This window comes from Psychrobacter sp. DAB_AL32B (genome assembly GCF_002224105.1).
In the GTDB taxonomy this organism is placed as follows: Bacteria; Pseudomonadota; Gammaproteobacteria; order Pseudomonadales; family Moraxellaceae; genus Psychrobacter.
In genome coordinates this window covers 1-18,893 of sequence record NZ_NEXU01000045.1, presented here as the reverse complement: position 1 = coordinate 18,893, position 18,893 = coordinate 1, and the positions used below count along the sequence as shown (strand labels likewise).

The 18,893-nt window shown below is 42.1% G+C and carries 9 protein-coding genes; 7 read left to right on the top strand and 2 right to left on the bottom strand.

Going from position 1 to position 18,893, the window contains the following annotated elements; genetic code table 11:
- The first annotated feature begins 7 nt into the window (after window positions 1-7).
- Both CAN34_RS04955 and cobA read left to right on the top strand, forming a co-directional pair.
- Window positions 8-646 carry a phosphoadenosine phosphosulfate reductase family protein gene (locus CAN34_RS04955; RefSeq protein ID WP_089554701.1) on the top strand — a complete coding sequence of 213 codons (639 nt, stop codon included), beginning with the start codon at window positions 8-10 and terminating at the stop codon, window positions 644-646.
- Between the two features lie 386 nt (window positions 647-1,032).
- Window positions 1,033-2,772, top strand: coding sequence for a uroporphyrinogen-III C-methyltransferase (gene cobA, locus CAN34_RS04950; RefSeq protein ID WP_089554700.1), 1,740 nt, complete (start codon window positions 1,033-1,035; stop codon window positions 2,770-2,772).
- Window positions 2,773-2,841: 69 nt separating this feature from the next.
- Here cobA and CAN34_RS04945 read toward each other — a convergent pair whose 3' ends face one another.
- A complete protein-coding gene (locus CAN34_RS04945) occupies window positions 2,842-3,507 on the bottom strand; it encodes a DUF4377 domain-containing protein (protein WP_089554699.1) in 666 nt (221 codons plus the stop codon).
- Window positions 3,508-3,780: 273 nt separating this feature from the next.
- On the opposite strand from CAN34_RS04945, the gene CAN34_RS04940 reads away from it, so the two are divergent.
- The 3 genes from CAN34_RS04940 to CAN34_RS04930 all read left to right on the top strand — a co-directional run bounded on the left by CAN34_RS04940 (window position 3,781) and on the right by CAN34_RS04930 (window position 10,641).
- The gene (locus CAN34_RS04940; protein WP_089554698.1) at window positions 3,781-5,358 is read left to right on the top strand and encodes an exonuclease SbcCD subunit D C-terminal domain-containing protein; all 1,578 of its coding nucleotides are present in this window, start codon (window positions 3,781-3,783) and stop codon (window positions 5,356-5,358) included.
- Between the two features lie 88 nt (window positions 5,359-5,446).
- Complete coding sequence (locus CAN34_RS04935) at window positions 5,447-9,355, top strand: AAA family ATPase (protein ID WP_089554697.1); 3,909 nt, start codon at window positions 5,447-5,449, stop codon at window positions 9,353-9,355.
- Window positions 9,356-9,378: 23 nt separating this feature from the next.
- Complete coding sequence (locus CAN34_RS04930) at window positions 9,379-10,641, top strand: WG repeat-containing protein (protein ID WP_123891901.1); 1,263 nt, start codon at window positions 9,379-9,381, stop codon at window positions 10,639-10,641.
- A 94-nt stretch (window positions 10,642-10,735) separates the two neighbouring features.
- Here the strand turns inward: CAN34_RS04930 and CAN34_RS04925 are convergent, their stop codons facing one another.
- Entirely contained in the window at window positions 10,736-15,580 is a 4,845-nt protein-coding gene (locus CAN34_RS04925; RefSeq protein ID WP_089554695.1) for an NAD-glutamate dehydrogenase, read from the bottom strand.
- A gap of 441 nt (window positions 15,581-16,021) precedes the next feature.
- Here CAN34_RS04925 and purD point away from each other — a divergent pair, with 441 nt between their 5' ends.
- Together purD and CAN34_RS04915 are read left to right on the top strand one after the other, a co-directional pair.
- A complete protein-coding gene (purD, locus tag CAN34_RS04920; protein ID WP_089554715.1) occupies window positions 16,022-17,371 on the top strand; it encodes a phosphoribosylamine--glycine ligase in 1,350 nt (449 codons plus the stop codon).
- Window positions 17,372-17,873: 502 nt separating this feature from the next.
- Window positions 17,874-18,893, top strand: a 1,020-nt coding sequence (locus CAN34_RS04915; RefSeq protein ID WP_089554694.1) for an AarF/ABC1/UbiB kinase family protein, incomplete at its 3' end; no start/stop codon positions are given.

The following is an 18,893-nucleotide window of genomic DNA, read 5'->3' as shown; positions in this document are numbered from 1 at the left end:
ACGCATCATGAGCCAATTACACCCAAATCTAAATATCGATCAAGCCAACCAAGACTTGCAAGGTAAATCACCCGAGCAGATCGTTGCGTGGGCATTAAGCCAAGCGAAAAACCCCATCATTACCACTAACTTCCGCCCTTATGAATCAGCGATTTTGCATTTGGTCGCGAAACAACGCCCTGACATCACGGTATTGTGGGTAGATTCTGGTTATAACACTGACGCGACTTACCAATTTGCCAATAAAGTCATCCGTGATTTAAACTTAAACGTTATCACCTATATTCCTAAACAAACCGCCGCCCATCGTGACGTGACGATGGAAGGTATTCCTGGTATTGATAACCCACTACATGATGAGTTCACTGATCAAGTTAAGCTTGAACCGTTCCGCCGTGCCTTAGATGAGCTAAAGCCTGACGTTTGGTTCAACGCTATTCGTAAAGATCAAACCGAATTCCGCCAAGGTCTTGATGTGCTGAGCCTATCTAAAGATGGTGTGTTAAAAGTCGCACCGTTATTTGATAAGACAGATAGCGATTTGGATGTTTATCTTGAAGAACACAGCCTACCAAATGAGTTTGATTACTTCGATCCTACTAAGGTAGAAGAGCACCGCGAATGTGGTTTGCATACGCAGTTGTAGTAGCCAAATACAGCTTTATCATTTAATAAAAAGTGATACTAAAAAGTTCCGCTTAACCGGTTTATATCGAGTTAAGCGGGACTTTTTGTGCATTATAGTAAGTTCAAAATAAAATACATGCGATTGTCACTAAATTCTGCTGGTATAAATTTTTCTCGCTTGCTAGCAGCAAAGCCATATAGAAGCTTCAATAAATTTATACCAGCAATACGGTTTTCTTTTTAAAGTGAATCGACTATATGATTTTATACTGCTATTCCCTTTCTCAGCAAAAACCACCTTCAATATCTCAAAAATGACTATGCTAATGCCAATTCACTAGATGAGCCATCGCCCGTGATAATTCATAATAGCTGCATATATTAAATTGAATCACTGGTAATACTATGAATACCTTTCCGCTATTTTTTAAATTAGAAGGTCGTAAAGTGTTAATCGTTGGTGGCGGCGATGTCGCGCTACGTAAAGCTGATTTGCTCAGCCGTGCGGGCGCGTGTATCACTGTCCTTGCGCCAAGTATCTGCGCTGAGCTACAAGCGCTGCTGACCAATACAAAAACAGACATTCAGCATAAGTTAATTTTTGAGAACTATAATAAAACCTATATGTCAGGCTCGCGCGTTATTATCGCCGCCACTGATGATGAAACACTCAACCATCAAATTCATGCCGATGCAAGCAACCTCAATATTCCGGTAAACGTCGTCGATACGCCACACTTATGCGATTTTATCTTTCCTGCAATTGTTGATCGTAACCCCATTTTGATTGGTATTTCATCAAACGGTAAAGCGCCGGTGTTGGCACGTTTACTGCGCGCCCGTCTCGAGACTTTAATCCCGCAAGGCTATGGCAAACTGGCTAAACTTGCTGGCGATTTTAGAGGTGAAGTCAAAGCCAGAATACCAACATTGACTGGTCGTCGGCAGTTTTGGGAGCGAGCATTTGAAGGTCAAGTGAGCCAGCTGATGTTTGCCGGCAATGAAACGCAGGCAGCCGCGCAATTGCAAGCGGACTTAGATAGCACTGCGGCGCAAATTGCTAAAGAAAACGCTACCAGCCAGCACTCTGATGTGGCAGATATACAAACCGTATCAATAACCGCACCTGTGTCAGTAGATGAGTTTAATGCTAATCAATGTGATATCAGTCATGGCACTATCAATCACGGCACTGTAGCAGCCAAACCTGTGTCACCTGTTGGCGAGGTTTATATCGTCGGCGCAGGGCCTGGTGATCCAGAACTGTTGACGTTTAAAGCATTAAGGCTCATGCAACAAGCCGATATTGTATTTTATGATGCGCTGGTCTCACCGCAAGTGCTGGATTTATGCCGCCGCGATGCCGACAAAGTATTCGTCGGTAAAAAACGTAGCAACCATGCTGTGGCGCAGTTAGGCATTAATGAGCTACTGGTTAATAGTGCGAAAGAAGGTCGCCGTGTGGTAAGGCTAAAAGGTGGTGATCCGTTTATTTTCGGGCGTGGCGGAGAAGAGATTGAAAGCTTGCGCGCACATGGCATTCCTTACCAAGTGGTGCCGGGCATTACCGCAGCCAATGCCGCTGCTAGCTATGCCGGTATTCCGCTTACCCACCGTGACCATTCGCAATCAGTACGTTTTGTCACTGGGTTTTTAAAGGCAGGCGCACCCAACAATAACTTTAAAAACTTTTTGGATACCGATGAGACTGTCGTCTTCTATATGGGATTGCATTCGCTAGCACGTTTAACGGAAGGTTTAATTGAAGCGGGACGCTCTGCCGATACGCCTATCGCTATCGTCTCTAATGCCAGTATGCCCAATCAGCAAGTATTAACAGGTACACTTGCCGATATTGTTGAATTACAAGAGAAAAACCAGCTTCCCACGCCAGCATTACTCATTATGGGTGATGTAGTCGCGCTACATCATGACTTGGCTTGGTATAATCTACATAATCAGCAGCACAATCAAAACGTTAGCGATACGGCTAATAACTGGTTACGCGGTGGCACGGCCGCTACCCCTAACGATGACTTAACATCTAATAACTCCACTCACCAACAAGCACATGCACTATCTATGGTGGCTAATCTTGCCGAGCAAAAAGAGAATGAAAGTTTGGAGCAGTTAGTTATTGGCTAAATTTATTTTTAAACTTCCAAACAGTATTAAAAAGCCCTAGCAGTAAATTGGTAGGGCTTCTTTTAGCTCTTATGTTTTAGTTTTTTTCTTCTCAAGTACTTTTATAAGTTTGCTATGAACTGACGATGCATCTGCAGGTGGATTGCTAACGGGCGTATTCTTAATAAGCAATGTGTATTCATAATGAGGCTCATAATCAAAACCTTCTATAGCACTATATCGATACTCCCAGTCTGAGTTGGCTTGTTCAGCAGGCTTAGTCAGTAAGCATGATTGTGGCGCAACACCGACACAGTCTACTTGATGGTCAGCGATTAGAATTTTACGTAAAACATAAGACATAGCACGGACAGTAATTTGGCGCTTATTACCTACCCCTGATTGTGATGCCGATTGCTCTCCCATCACTTCTATATAATCGCCTATAGCCAATTTCTGCATTTGATTCGCATTGTTCTGACCAAAATTAGATTTGCTAATAAACGCTGTATAAGCGTGCCCATCCTGATCCACGATAGTAACTTTTTGCTGCTCTCTGTCTTGCGAAATGATACCAGTCACTTGGCCAATGATTGCTTCAGAACGACTCGGTTTAATCGAACGGATAAACGAGTTGCTGTCTTTGATTTGACTCACAGTCGTTTTATTATTCATATTGGTCTGCTCATAACTACTGCAAGCAGCCAGAGATGAGCTGGCAATCAAAGCCAATGTGCATAATCTGATAAACGGCATAACATATCCTTATTAATGATGGCTTGGATGTTACTAAATACTGCCCTTTTCTAGTATCACTCATTTGTTACTTAGGGCTATTAATAAAGCGCCTTAATAATCAGCCTTTTTAAATAGTCATTCTTTTTAACAAATTACCATCGTTTAATTTACTACTAAATATCGCCATTTATACTTTTCTACTTTGCTTTGCTGATAAGTTTATAACCACAGCAAAGCCCGCCAATTCTTGCTAGAATAATCGCTGTCTTTCATTCATCACTAAGTACAATTATGTCTGTATCTGCTGCTAGCCCTCTCACCATCCTGCACACCTCTGACTGGCACTTGGGACGACGACTTTATGGGCGCATGCGTTATGAGGAATTTGAAGCCTTTTTAAGCTGGCTGCAAGACACCATTAGCGCTCAGCAAGTGGATGTATTAATTGTCGCTGGTGATATCTTCGATACCATGACCCCGAGTAATAAAGCCCAAGCACTGTATTATGAGTTTTTAGGCAAGGTTTCAAAGTCATGCTGTCAACATATGGTCATCGTCGCTGGTAATCATGATTCACCGACATTTTTGGACGCACCAAGTAAAGTACTCAAGTTTTTAAACGTGCATGTCATAGGTACGGCTTGCGAGGATCTGAATGATGAAGTTATGGTGTTAGATGATGTAGACGGTAATCCGCATTGTATTATCGCAGCTGTCCCCTATCTGCGTGACCGTGATGTACGTAGTAGTGGCGCTGGCGAGTCAGCTCAAAGCAAAGATGCAAACGTTATCGCTGGTATCTGCGCGCACTATGATAAGGTCGCAGACATTGCCAAAGCCAAACAAGCTGAATTAGCCAAGGCGCACAAGCGGCATATTCCTATCATTGCTACAGGACATCTATTTGCTGCTGGCGGCACCACTACCGACGATGATGGTGTACGTGAGCTTTATGTCGGTTCGCTCGGGAAGATCTCTGCCGATATGTTCGATGACTGCTTTGATTATGTCGCGCTTGGCCATTTGCATGTGCCGCAGCGCGTAGGTGGGCGTGAGAGTATCCGCTATTCAGGCTCGCCTATTGCTATGGGTTTTGGTGAGGCTCGCCAGCAAAAGCAAGTATTACTGGTACAGTTTGGCGCAGCGGTAGATAAGTTTAAAAATAAAGACGAAGCGTCTGAAATCACTCTTGAGGCTACTGTCCTAAAAATTAAGACTACAACTGACACGTTTGAAAAATCTGTAGAAAAAGTTACTAAAAAAGTGGCGAGTCGAGCTGCTACCTTTATGGACGATTTGTTTGGCTATGAAGAGTCGGTAGAGACTGATACTAAAGAAAACACTATCGATAATTATGACCAAAAAATGAATCAAACGCCTGTCGATCTAGCTACTTTCAATTCAACATCTAACTTAACATCCAAACTACTGCATCATGATGTGGCACGTCAGATGCAGGTAATCTCCCTGCCTATTCCAAAATTTCAAAAATTGGCACAAGTATCGGGTGATCTGGAAACTATTAATCAAACTATCGATAAAACGATTGCCTCCCTAGCTAATACAGAATTTGTCTGGCTGGAAGTCATTTATACGGGTGATGATATAGTCAGTGATTTACGTGAGCATATCCAAGCGATGGTAGAGGGCTTACCTTGTGAGGTATTGAAAATTAAAAACACGCGCATCTATAACAAGGTTTTAAATCAGCAGCAGACCTCTGAGACGCTACAGGATTTAAATGAGCAAGAAGTGTTTGAGCGTTGCTTAATCGCTCATAACGTTCCTGATGAGCAAAAATCAACCTTACGTGATGCTTATGAGCAAATCGTGTACAACCTGCGTCATGAAGATACTCAAGCAGAATAATATAAACTCAGCTTAACAACTGCCAGCTACTCAATACTTTCATCATTACTTTTGTTATGACTAACACTGATAAAAATAAGACCCTGCCATGCGCCTAATTGAACTAAGACTTAAAAACCTCAACTCCTTAAAAGGCGAATGGCACATTGATTTTAGTGATGCTGCTTTTCTTAATGAAGGTATCTTTGCTATTACTGGGCAAACGGGCGCTGGCAAGACCACCATATTGGATGCGATTTGTTTGGCACTATATAGCCAAACGCCAAGACTTGGAGATATTACTGGTTCAACGAATGAAATTATGACCCAAGGTACGGGTGAATGCTCAGCAGAAGTCATCATCGAGATCGATTCCAAGCGCTATCAATGCTCTTGGTACCAACATCGTGCCCACAAGAAGTCTAAAGGTAATTTATTACCGATTAAGCATGAGATCAGTGAAGTCGAAACTGGCAATATTTTAGAAGAGAAAAAATCTAAAACTTCCGTCTATATCCAAGAATTGATAGGCATGGATTTTAATCAATTCACCCGCTCCATTATGCTAGCACAGGGCAGCTTTGCAGCATTCTTAAATTCTGATATTGGTGATAGAGCAGCAATTTTAGAGAAGATAACGGGCACTGCTATTTATGCCAAAATCTCACTCAACGTCCATGAAAAAAAACGCTTTGAGGAAGAAGTGCTTGGCAAGCTACAGGCAGGCGTTAATAGTTTATCTTTATTAAGCCTTGATGAGGAAAAACTGCTGGCCGCAGAGCTCAAAGCGCTTAATCAACAGCAGGGTAAACAGCGGCAAACCTTTAAAAAACTGGGCGAGCAGCTACAATGGCTGGATAGTGTTAAACAATTACAGCAAAACCTATCAGTCTATCAAAGTGAATTTGCATCAGCGCAGCAAGTGCAGCAAGCCTTTATTCCAGAGGCGCAGCGTTTAGAGATCGCTAATAAAGCCTTGGAAATTGACAGTCAGTTTCTTGAGCTGAGCTATAGCCGAAACATGGTCAAGCGGCTGGATGTTGAACAGCAAGATTTACTTAATAAGATTCCAAATAAAAAAGTAGCGCTTGAGCATGCAACTACCAATCTCAATGACGTTGAAAAGCTTGAAAAACAAGCCATGGATAATCTTCAAATTACCCTGCCTATCATTGCAAAAACACGCGGGTTAGATGCCGATATAAAACAGCAATCACATTCTTTAGCGGAAGATAATAAGCGCAAGGACGAATTAGTCACTAATGTGCAGAGATTATATCAAGAAATCCAGAGCCACGGACAAATAGAACAAGCAACCAAAGATCAGCTTACCAGCATAGAAAAGTATTTTAGCGACTACAAAGAGCTTAGTGACCTTGACACAGATATGGCAATCTTTGATAGTAGCTGTAGCCGATTAAAGGCACTGCTACAGGATAACGTAAGCTTAGCTACTGATAAGCTTGCTCATGATGATCAAGCTAAACAACTACAGGCTGATTTTGATAAACTAAGTGCCCAACAAACTCTAGATAAATCACGAGTGCAGCAGCAACGTAAAGAAATTGCTGGTCTACAACAGCAGCAAGCAACACTCATTCAAACTCAGTCAATTGCTGGTATGCGCAGTGAGCAAGAGCACATCGATCAAATCAACACTCAAATTGAGCAAGCCAATTTTAAGCTGCGGCAGCTGTCTGAGCTTGCCAGCCAAATTAAAAACATCAACCTATTGATACCGACTCTAAATCAAGAATTAGTCACTTTAGAAGATTTGATTGCGAGCCATAAACTAGATATTCAAAATACCAAGCTTAAAAGGCAAGACAAACAAGAACACTTAAATCTACTGCAAAAAGTGGCTAAGCTTGAAGATTATATAGTAGAACTCAAAGATGGGTCGCCCTGCCCGCTATGCGGTGCGCATGAACATCCTTATGGTAAAAACCATCCGCTATTAGAAAGTAATATTGATGATAAAAATCAATCCTCTCAGACGCAAAAAACTCAGCAGCAGGTAACTGAGCTTGCGACGTTAATTGAAAGCCTCGAGCAAACGTTATCGCAATATCATATTGACCATGCCACAAAGAAAGAGGCGCTTAATAATCAACAAGCATTATTGACGCCGCTACAGCAACAATCTAAAACTGTATACAGTGATATGCAGAATTATCTATCTTCACTGTTTAATGCTAAAAACGATTACTCTGAACCTCTTATAGCAACGATTAATCCGCTTACTCAGATTAGTGAAGGTATCAATATCAATACAACTATCACTGATATTGACTCATTCTTATCTTTATTGAGCAGTGCCAAACACAGCCTTATTGACCAAAAACAATCCCTCAAAGCCAATCTGCTTCAATATGATGATCTGACAGCAAATATCTCCAAACTAAGTAGCGCTATCGAGGTTGAAGATAAGCGGCAACAAGCACTTGTTAGCGCCACAAGTAGCCTGGCGACTGACATCAAGCTCAACTCTCAAAAAATTGAAGGTATCAAAGATAAGATAGCAGCTAATTTCTCCGAGCTAACGCCTATTATGAGTACCGTCTCATCTTTGGTGAATAAATATCCCGCGGATAAATATAAAGTATATTTAAGTGCAGATATTACAAGGACAGATATTCAAAACGCACTGACGCCGCTGAGTAATAGTATTGATCAGCAAACTGTACTCGATAACGCAGACTATGACAGTCATATCGACAGATTGCGCCAACAGCGTAGTGCCCTTCATCAGTTGAAAAAATATGACAATGGACAAAAAAACAGTCAAAACCAGCTAACTAATACCTTAAGTAGTTTGACCGCGCAGATTGAAACCAAACAATCACAGCTTACTAATGATGAGATGGCACTCAAACATTTAGAAAGCTTAATTACTGATAAAGCCAGCTCGATTGAGAAACTAACACTAGACAGAAAAGAGTGGTTTGAAGATAAGAACCCAGATAATGAAGAACATCAATTGCGCCAAACAATTGATGAAGCAAAAGCTCAGCAAGCAAATGCACAAAGACAGTTAGATAATGCTCAGCAAGCGTTAGAACAATTACAAATCAGGCAACAACAGCTAGCGACAGAATTGCAATCTGCTACTACGACGTTAGATATACAGCAAACTAAGTTTACTGACTTATTAGCAGAGTCACAGTTTGTAGATGAAGCTGCCTTTGTCAATGCACGCCTACCAAGGGAAGAACGTGAGGCATTACATATACGTAAACTGGCTATTGATAACGCGCTGCAACAGGCTAAATTGCAATTAGATAGCACCCAGCAATCGTTAGAGCAAAAACTTGCGACGCCTATGACAGATGCAAGCCGAGAAATGCTTGCCAGCCAATACCATCAAATCCAAACGGACATTGATCAGCTAAGTCAGCAGATCGGCGCTATCGATCAAAAGCTCAAAGACAATGCCAGCCAAAAAGGCGAACAAGCGGCACAGCTTATTGCCATCAATGAGCAAAAACAAAAGCTGCAAGTCTGGCAGCAGCTGCATACGTTAATTGGTTCAGCTGATGGTAAAAAATATCGTACCTTTGCTCAAGGGTTAACCTTTGAAGTCATGATTAATCATGCCAACGATCAACTACAAAAGATGAGTGACCGTTATTTGCTCATTCATGATGATAGCAATCCACTTGAGCTCAATGTTATTGATAACTATCAAGGCGGCGATATTCGCAGCACTAAGAATCTTTCCGGCGGTGAAGGTTTTATCATTAGCTTGGCACTCGCGCTTGGATTGTCGCAGATGGCCAGTCACAATATTCGCGTGGATTCACTATTTTTGGATGAAGGCTTTGGTACACTTGATGAAGAGTCGCTTGATATTGCGCTCGATACCTTAACCAGCTTACAACAAGAAGGTAAATTGATTGGTATCATCTCCCACGTACAAGCCCTCAAAGAGCGTATCCTGACCCAAATAAAAGTAGAAAAGCTCTCTGGTGGCTTTAGTCAAATCACGGGTCAAGGCTGTCAAAAGATTACCAGTTAAATAAAGGGGTTGAAGTGAGCTTTATGATTAAAAAAACTATTAAGGCGGCTTATACTAACTTTTTATCTAGTAGTATGTTTTTCTCAGCAGTAGCTGCCGCCACGCTAATGACTACCTCAGCGCAGGCCACTATTAACTGCGCCGGTTATTTACCGAATAGTTATTTTGAGCGTATTGAGAATAATAACGAGCGATTCGCTGACAAGCTAGTCACTTTAGAAGATAACAGCCAACAGCTGCAAGATTTAAATGGCAACATTTTATTAGCTGGTTTAACGGATGCTTATGCCTTAATGAATAAATATTTGATCGCCAGTAAAGATACGGCAAAGGGTAAAAAAACAGGTGTAGTGAATGCTGCTGGCGAGATAATTGTACCCTTTGCTTACGATGCTATTGCGACTGAGCCTGATATTTATACGAGTTTTATTGTTAACGTCACTATGCCAGATGGTGCTACTAACCAAGGCATTATTGATCGCGATGGCTATTGGGTTTATCCAGCAATTAAAAATAATGAAAGACAACAGCAACGTAGAATTGACAATGGCTATGGCGATTATAGCGATACTAGACCAACACAGCGATGTGTCAAAGCAGTCGATGCGCCACTTAATCTTACAGCCGCTGCTATCAGTCATGCTCATTACGATAGCGATGATGATCGTGATTATTTTTTAATTAACGCTTTAGGTGATGCTAGCACGATAGGTAAAATTGGCTTACTCAATGATCAAGGTAAATGGGTAATTGCGCAGCAATATGAGGATTTGCAACCCCTAAATGCTTGTGCTGGTCAACTGTTATATTTGCAAGCGGTTTCTACAAGTTCGCTTTCATTGGATAAAGTAGAAACACAACAACAAACTGCCCTCTTAGATCAAAACGCTAATATTATTATTCCTTTTGCTCCCAATCAAAATATTGAGCTTTTTAATAACTGGGTTTCCAATAATGGGGATCACTCGCTGCTATTTTTAAGTAGTACCTTAATTAAAGGCAGTATTGCAACTGGCCTGACCCAAGATATTGAAGATAATATCGTCAGTGCGCAAATTATTGACAGCAAGGGTAAGCTAATTCTAGCTTCTGAGGCTGCTATCGTAAAATTGCTATATCATCAGTTCTACGCTTACAAACGAGATGGTAAGTTTGGCTTTATTGATGACCAAGCCAATATTGTATTAGAACCACAGTTTGATAGTTATCGTGATGAGGGTGATAAAGTATGGGTAGAAAAGAGTGGTGAGATGGTGCGCTTAAATACGTTAATTGAGTTAGATTAAGCGTTACTTTTATTATTGTAAGCCAATAAAAAACCACCCTTAAGTTATTAAGAGTGGTTTTTTGTTTATAGAAAGTTAATTTTTTAATTAGTAATTATTTAGTAACTAATCCGCTAAGCTCACTCATCAAGACAGATAATGTTGATAAGCTGATAGTATTCTCATCATCGTTATCAAGATTGTTATCAAGTTTTTCCATCTCAGCCGTTACCGATTCAAGTTGATCTTCATGACGCAATTTCCAGTCATTAAATGCTTGCTTAGAGTCAGGCTGTGATAATAGCGCATCCATTAGTAAACGCAGATTGCGAGTGACTTCATTCACCAGTGCATGACGCGCGCGGCGATCCCAGTGATCTTGCTGCGGCAATGTGGCAATATTTTCCATCATCCAATCTAACTGCAAGACTTTATAGGCCTCAAAGTATAGGGTGGCAATCTCATCGACAGGGCGCTCATATTGCTCAGAAAGTAGTGCTGCATCTAGGGCGTCAACATGATAAGGCAACATGGCAAATAGCGCTGCATCGATATCCGTCAGACCAGTGCTACTTAAACGTACCTTATCCTCTTGTAAGTAATCGGCGAACTGCTGCTCGATAAATCCGCTTGACTTGGTTAATTGCTCGACACTATCTCCAAAGCGGCTAATCATATCGGCGACTTGCAAGTCTTGTCCAAAGGCGTTGATAAACCAGACTACGCCATGTGTAAGCGCATCACGCAGACGCAGCTCAAGATTAAGCAGCAGCGTCGCATCCACTTTATTATCAAGTGATTCAAGCAGCTCCCATGCTTTTGAGACATTAAAGACATCACGCACAATGGCATAGGCACGAATGATAGTCGCAAGCGACTGCCCTGTTTCCTCGGTCAGACGGAATAACGCCTCGATACCTAAGCGGTTGACGACACTATTGGTTAAATAAGTGCTGATAATTTCGCGGTGCAAACGATGCTCAGTCATCTCTTCAAAAAAGCGGGATGCCAACTCATCTGGGAAGTACTGACGCAGCTCATTGATAAAGTAAGGAGCATCGGGTACGTCAGATAATAACAAATCATCATAAACCCACATCTTGCCGTAAGCCATGACAACGGCTAGCTCTGGATTGGTCAAGCCAGTATTTGTTTTCTGACGTTTGGCAATTTCTTCATCTGATGGTAGATATTCAATCGCGCGGTCCAGACGTTGCTCGCTTTCTAACAATTGAATAAAACGCTGATGATCACTTAAATTAGCCGCTGCACGAATATGACTCAGCTCAATCGCTTGTGGTTGCAGATAGTTTTGACGTAATACTAATTCTGCCACGGTATCGGTCATACTCTCTAACAGCTCGTTACGCTGTTTTAGGGTCATATCACCTTGCTCGACCACTTTACCAAGTAGGATTTTGATATTAACTTCATGGTCCGAGCAGTTAACGCCGCCTGAGTTATCAATAGCATCAGTATAAATACGCCCACCCGTTTGCGCGTATTCGATACGCCCTTGCTGGGTAAAGCCCAAGTTACCGCCCTCACCGACCACTGCCGTACGTAGCTCACCACCGTTAACGCGCACTGCATCATTGGCACGGTCGCCGACATCAGCGTGGCTTTCATTGGCGCTCTTCACATAAGTACCGATACCACCATTCCAAATTAAATCAACCGGGGCACGCAATAAGGCGCTGATAAAATCATTGGGCGCTAAGCTATCATCGCTGATATCAAACAGCGCTTTCATCTCAGGACTGATAGCAATGGTTTTTTCCGTCCGCGCAAATATACCGCCCCCTTGGCTAATCAGTGACTTTTCATAGTCATCCCATGTTGACCGTGGTAGATTAAATAAGCGCTCACGCTCGATGTAAGAAGTCTCAGCGTCAGGGTTTGGATCAATAAATATGTGCAAATGATTAAAGGCGGCAACCAGCTTGGTATGACGCGAGCGTAGCATACCATTACCGAATACGTCACCGCTCATATCACCGATACCAACGACTGTGAATTCGTCACTTGCTTGAATATCCATGCCACGCATCCGGAAATGGCGTTTGACCGATTCCCAACCACCGCGTGCCGTAATACCCATCGCTTTATGGTCATAACCGACTGAGCCGCCTGATGCAAAAGCATCATCAAGCCAAAAGTTATATTCAGCAGACAAGGCATTGGCGATATCAGAAAAACTTGCCGTACCTTTATCGGCGGCAACCACTAAATACGGGTCATCTTCATCATGACGCACGGTATTGGCTGGCGGGATAATATTGCCATCAACGATGTTATCAGTCACATCGAGCATGCCGCGTAGGAACGCTTGATAGCAAGCAATACCCTCAGCTTGGAATGCTTCGCGTCCATCAGCCATGGTTTTGGTCTTAACAATAAAGCCACCTTTTGAGCCAACCGGTACAATCACGGCATTTTTGACCATTTGCGCTTTGACCAGACCGAGTACTTCAGTGCGGAAATCTTCCATACGATCTGACCAACGCAGACCACCACGGGCAACTTTACCACCACGTAGATGCACCGCTTCAACGCGCGGTGAGTAGACAAATATTTCAAACATAGGTTTGGGTTTAGGCAAGTTAGGGATATCTGCCGCTAAAAATTTAAATGACAGCCGGTCTTTGCGCTGACCATTCGGGTCTGTTTGATAAAAGTTGGTACGCACCATGGCATTAATTAAGTCCAAGTACCAGCGTAAAATACGGTCTTCATCTAAGCTATCGACAGCCGCTAACGCAGTCGTTATTTGCTCTCTAATTTTTGCTGTTTTTTCTGAACGCTCTTTGCTGTCAGGGTCGCTATATTTAGGATTCATGCGTGTGTCGAATAAATCCGCTAATAACACGCTAATGTCGCTATTTTTTACCACCGTCTGTTGAACGTAAACATTCGAGAACGGCGCGCGTGCTTGGCGCATATAACTTGATAATGCGCGTAGTACAACGACTTCATAAGTATCAAGTTTGGTGGTCAATATCAACTCGTTAAAGCTATCGCTCTCAACATTACCAGCCCAGATTTGTTTAAGACTGTCTTCAAACTGACCGCGTACCACTTGCATATCGATTGTATCAACATGTTCCAAAGTCAGTTCATACTCTTGCATCCAAATGGCTTGTTCAGGCAAATCAAACTCATAGGTTTGTGCTGAAACCACCGAAACGCCGAAATTTTCTAATACTGGCAATACTTTAGATAAAATAACCGGCTGCTGACGGCCATATAGCTTTAGATGCAACTGATTACTGGCATCTCCTGTAGATTGGTATAAATGCCAAAGTATCGGCTGCTCATCAGTCAAATTCGCCAAACGCTTGGTATCTTCGACGGCCGTTCTCGCATCAAAACGCTCTTGATAGGCGGCGGGAATATAACTTAAGAATTTGCGCATTAAGGCATTGGCTTGCTGCTCACCCACATTATCCAACAGCATCTTTTGATAGTTATCGCCCCATGATTGCATCAGTGCTGATAGCTCGGTTTCAAGAGTGCTGTTATCGACCGCATTAACATGACCAGGCTCTGTTCTTACGTGGACATGGACGCGGGCGTGCTCGGACTCATTGAATTCGGTAGTGAAGCCAGATGATGTACCGCCATAAGCCTCTTTAAGCACATTTTGTACTTTGATACGCAGTTCAGTATTGAATTTATCGCGCGGAATATAAACCAAGCAGGAAACAAAGCGTTGATAGTGGTCAATGCGGCTAAATAAACGCAGGCTTTTTTTGTCTTGCAATTGAGTAATACCAGAGACGATGGGATATAGCTCTTCGACGCTGGCTTGAAATAAATCATCACGCGGTAAGCTATTAATCACATGCATCATTTTATGATAGGCATGACCATCGCGTGGTAATTCTGCCATCGCCATGATTTTATTGGCTTTTTCACGCAGTAACGGTATTTGCTGTACGCTTAGCTGATACGCTTGGGGCGTAAACAACCCAATAAAGCGATACTCACCGACCAAATTACCATGGTCATCAAACTTATGAATACCCAAAAAATCCATATATACTGAATGATGCACGGGTGATACACGGCTTGATTTAGAGAGCGTTAATACTCGCGGCTCAGTTAATAGCTTCTTAAGATTGCTAGGTAACTCGTCAAAACTCTTTGACAGTGCATCTTGTTCGCCACCGCGTAGCAGACCAAGACCGCTATTGCCAATCGAAAATAGCTTTAAATCAGGTTCTTTTTCACTCTCTTTAACTTCTAAACGGTATTCACGAAACCCTAAGAAAATAAAGTGCTCATCGGTCATCCAATCTAAAAAGGCTTGAATTTCTTGGCGTGAATAAAAAACTTCTGGCAGTGGTTTTTTTGCTAACTCATCTTTAATTTCACTGAGGCGCTCCTGCATTTTTCCCCAGTCACCAACCACTGTGTCGAGTGTATCTACTGTATCTAGTAGCACTTGCTGTAATGCCGCTAACTTATCCTTATCTTGGTAAGCAATTTCACACTGGATTAAAGACAAATGAGAGGTGGCGCTTTCGTGAGCGCTTTCGATGTGAGTGATGCTATTGTCATCATCGCGTTGAACGCTGACGATGATGTTATAAGTGCGATGTACATCAATACCCTGCGCTTCAAGCGTCATCAGCAGTGTATCTACTAGAAAAGGGCGATCATACGCCACCATTTGAATAACCGTATGCGAGCTATGAAAATGTTGCTCCTCGGCAATTGGGTTTAAAATAGCCAACTGTGGACTACTGCCATCATAGGCTTTAAGTAGCGTAAAATGATGTAGTGCCATCCCTGCTAGGTCTGCATCGCTGATCGCATCAGCCATTTCTTTATGCAACGATTGGTAATAACTATGAATGAAATGATCAAGCAGCGATTTATCCTTTTGCACATAACTGGTGGCAATATCGCTTATTTGGCTAATGCGCTCTTCTGTAATATTTAGGGAGTTTGGCATAGCTTTTATTGTCCTTTTTTATAAGTTTGTTTCTTACTTAGGGTTATATAATCGTATTAACGGTTAGTGCTATATGACTCGCGTTTTATTATTCCGTGATTTTATATGTCCTTATGCTGGCAAGCGACTGATTAGGGTACTGTTTATGACAGTGACAGCTTATGATAGTGACAGCGCTTGTCTGCTAAAGTGTAACGCACCTACTCATCTAGCAATAGCACAATCATTTTATGAATCAGCACCAAGTCGATAACCTTTACTAATGAGACAATATTTCAGTTGATGACTCGTTCTTCTATTTTCTATTATTGTTTGAGAATACTTACTAGCAGGCTGATACTCATGGCAATCGATGCAGCTTTTTTGTTAGAATACGACATTATGTTTAACAGTGCTTTATTGACTCGCTACTAATAATTAATGCTAAGGGCAAGACGTATGATGAATATTTTGGTGATTGGCTCAGGTGGTCGTGAACACGCATTGGCATGGCAGTGTGCGAAAGATGACAAAGTACAACAGGTCTATGTCGCTCCCGGTAACGCTGGTACTGCTCTTGAGCCTAAGTGTCAAAACGTCATTTTAGAAATTGCAACTGATGCTAGTGAGCATAGTGCGGTCATTGAATTTTGCCAAAATAACGCTATTGATATGGTTATCGTTGGTCCTGAAGCGCCACTCGTTACGGGTATTGTCGATGCTTGCCGCGAAGCTGGCATCAAAGCATGGGGTCCAACCGCATATTGTGCGCAGTTAGAAGGTTCAAAAACATTTGCTAAAGAGTTTATGGAACAAAACCATATTCCAACTGCTGCCTATCAAGGTTTTACTGATGTAGAAAGTGCGAAAGCATACGTTGACGAGCAAGGCGCTCCCATTGTTATTAAAGCTGACGGACTTGCTGCTGGTAAAGGTGTCATCGTAGCTGAGACTATCGAACAGGCGTATGAAGCAATTGACGATATGCTCGCGGACAATAAGTTTGGCGATGCCGGAAGTCGCGTGGTCATCGAGCAGTTTCTGCAAGGCGAAGAGGCCAGCTTTATTTGTATGGTAGATGGTGAACACATCTTGCCTATGGCAACCAGCCAAGATCATAAACGTGCGTTTGAAGGTGATACCGGACCTAACACTGGCGGCATGGGCGCTTATTCACCTGCCCCAGTAGTCACTCAAGAGGTGCATGATAAAGTAATGGCACAAGTCATTCAGCCAGTCGTTGATGCGATGAAAGCTGCCGGTCATCCTTATACTGGATTTTTATATGCGGGCTTAATGATTGATGATGCTGGTGATCCGTATGTGATTGAATTCAACTGCCGTTTTGGCGATCCTGAAACCCAGCCAATTCTGATGCGTTTAAAATCCTCGATGGTAGATTTGGTCGCTCAAGGGCTGGCAGGTAATCTACCTAATGAAGCCAACTGGGACGCGCGCCCTGCTCTTGGTATTGTCATCGCCTCAAAAGGCTATCCTGAAACGTCTTCTAAAGGTGATGTCATTTCTGGTTTACCAGCACTTGATAACCAAGGCGATAATGCTGTAAAAGTTTTCCATGCAGGTACTGCCTTTAGTCATGCTGAGTTGGACAATATTAATCCTGATGTAACGACTCATAGTAAAAAAGAAATTATTACTGATGGTGGACGCGTATTATGTGTCACTGCGCTAGCAGATAGCATCTTAGACGCCCAGCAAGCAGCATTAGCAGTAACTGCTGCGATTAGTTTTGATGGTGCACAGTATCGCCGTGATATCGGTCATCATGCCATTGCCCGTGAAAACACTTAATATTAATACTCAGTACGTTATAAACTGTATCATAAACGATACTATGAACAACATGGTTCCGTTTAGTATTGAAATGCTCATAATTTTTGTCTAATTATTCGACCTAGTGTGATGCTAGGTCGTATTTTTTTGATCTATCATTTTTAATATGAGCTAACCAGTTTAAAAATGACAAAGTACTGCGTATTAGAATAAAGGCCATCATATATTCGATTCAATTTATCCCAGCATGACGCTATTTTTAACGTATATTTTTTATATTGAACTGACTATATTGGAGTATAAGTTCTAGTAGAGCATAATTCATACTAGATAAGATCAGTAAGTAACGATTATTTGAGCAATCGTACTTGAATTGACAAAGTAAGTAACAGCGGTCAACTAAGCCTCATCAACCTATCTCCCTTTTATATGGTACAATTTTGTACCAGTGTGTCGCATCTCCCTTGTATTGTAGGTATTAAACCCACAAATCAATACCAACCGGATGAATGATTATATTATGGCAAATGATACCTCTAGACCTTTTAATAATAAGCAGTCTAATACCAAGCAATCAATCGATAACCTAAAAACCTCAGGATTTGAGCGTCGGATGTCGATCGCCAAAACCTCATTAAATATTGGTCGTCGTTGGGCAGGTAATAGCGTGTCTGGTATGTTCTTAAATAAAGAAGCCCGTACGGCACGTAACCAAATTTTTATGGAAGAACAGGCGAATTACTTGGCAGAAGAGCTGGGTAAGCTAAAAGGTTCAGTGGTAAAAATTGGTCAAATGCTGGCGATTTATGGTGAGCATATCTTGCCACCTGAAATCACGCGCGCGCTGCAAACGCTCAATGATGATACAGCAACATTAGCATGGCCAAAAATTGAGCAGACATTACGCCAGTTATTGGGTAATAAATTGCATGAGCTTGAGGTTGATCCCGTTCCTATTGGTACCGCATCCCTTGCCCAAGTTCATCGTGCTACAGTACTTGCAACTGGTGAACAGGTGGTATTGAAAATTCAATACCCGGGTGTGGCTGATGCTATTAATTCTGATCTTGCTTTATTTAAGCGTTTATTAAAAGTCAGCAATATTGTTCCTCAAACACGCTCACTCGATGCTTGGTTTGAAGAGATACGTGACCTACTCCATCATGAAGTTGATTACGAAGCAGAAGCGGCTACTACTGAGCGTTTCTATGAACGTTTGCTTGATGACCCACGCTATATCGTTCCCAAAATTAATCGTAATTACTCAACCAAACGCTTGCTATGTATGTCTTATGAACCCGGTATTAGCGTCGTTTCTGAAGCGTTACAATTATTACCTCATGAAAGCCGTAATGCTATCGGTCAGGCTGCTATCGAGATCATGATACGAGAAATTTTTGTTTGGGGCGAAATGCAAACCGATCCAAACTTTGGCAACTACCTCGTTCGTGTCAGTCATGATAAAAATGAGATAGATAAACTGGTCTTATTAGATTTTGGTGCTATTCGTCAGTTTGATAATAATCTACTAACGATTGCT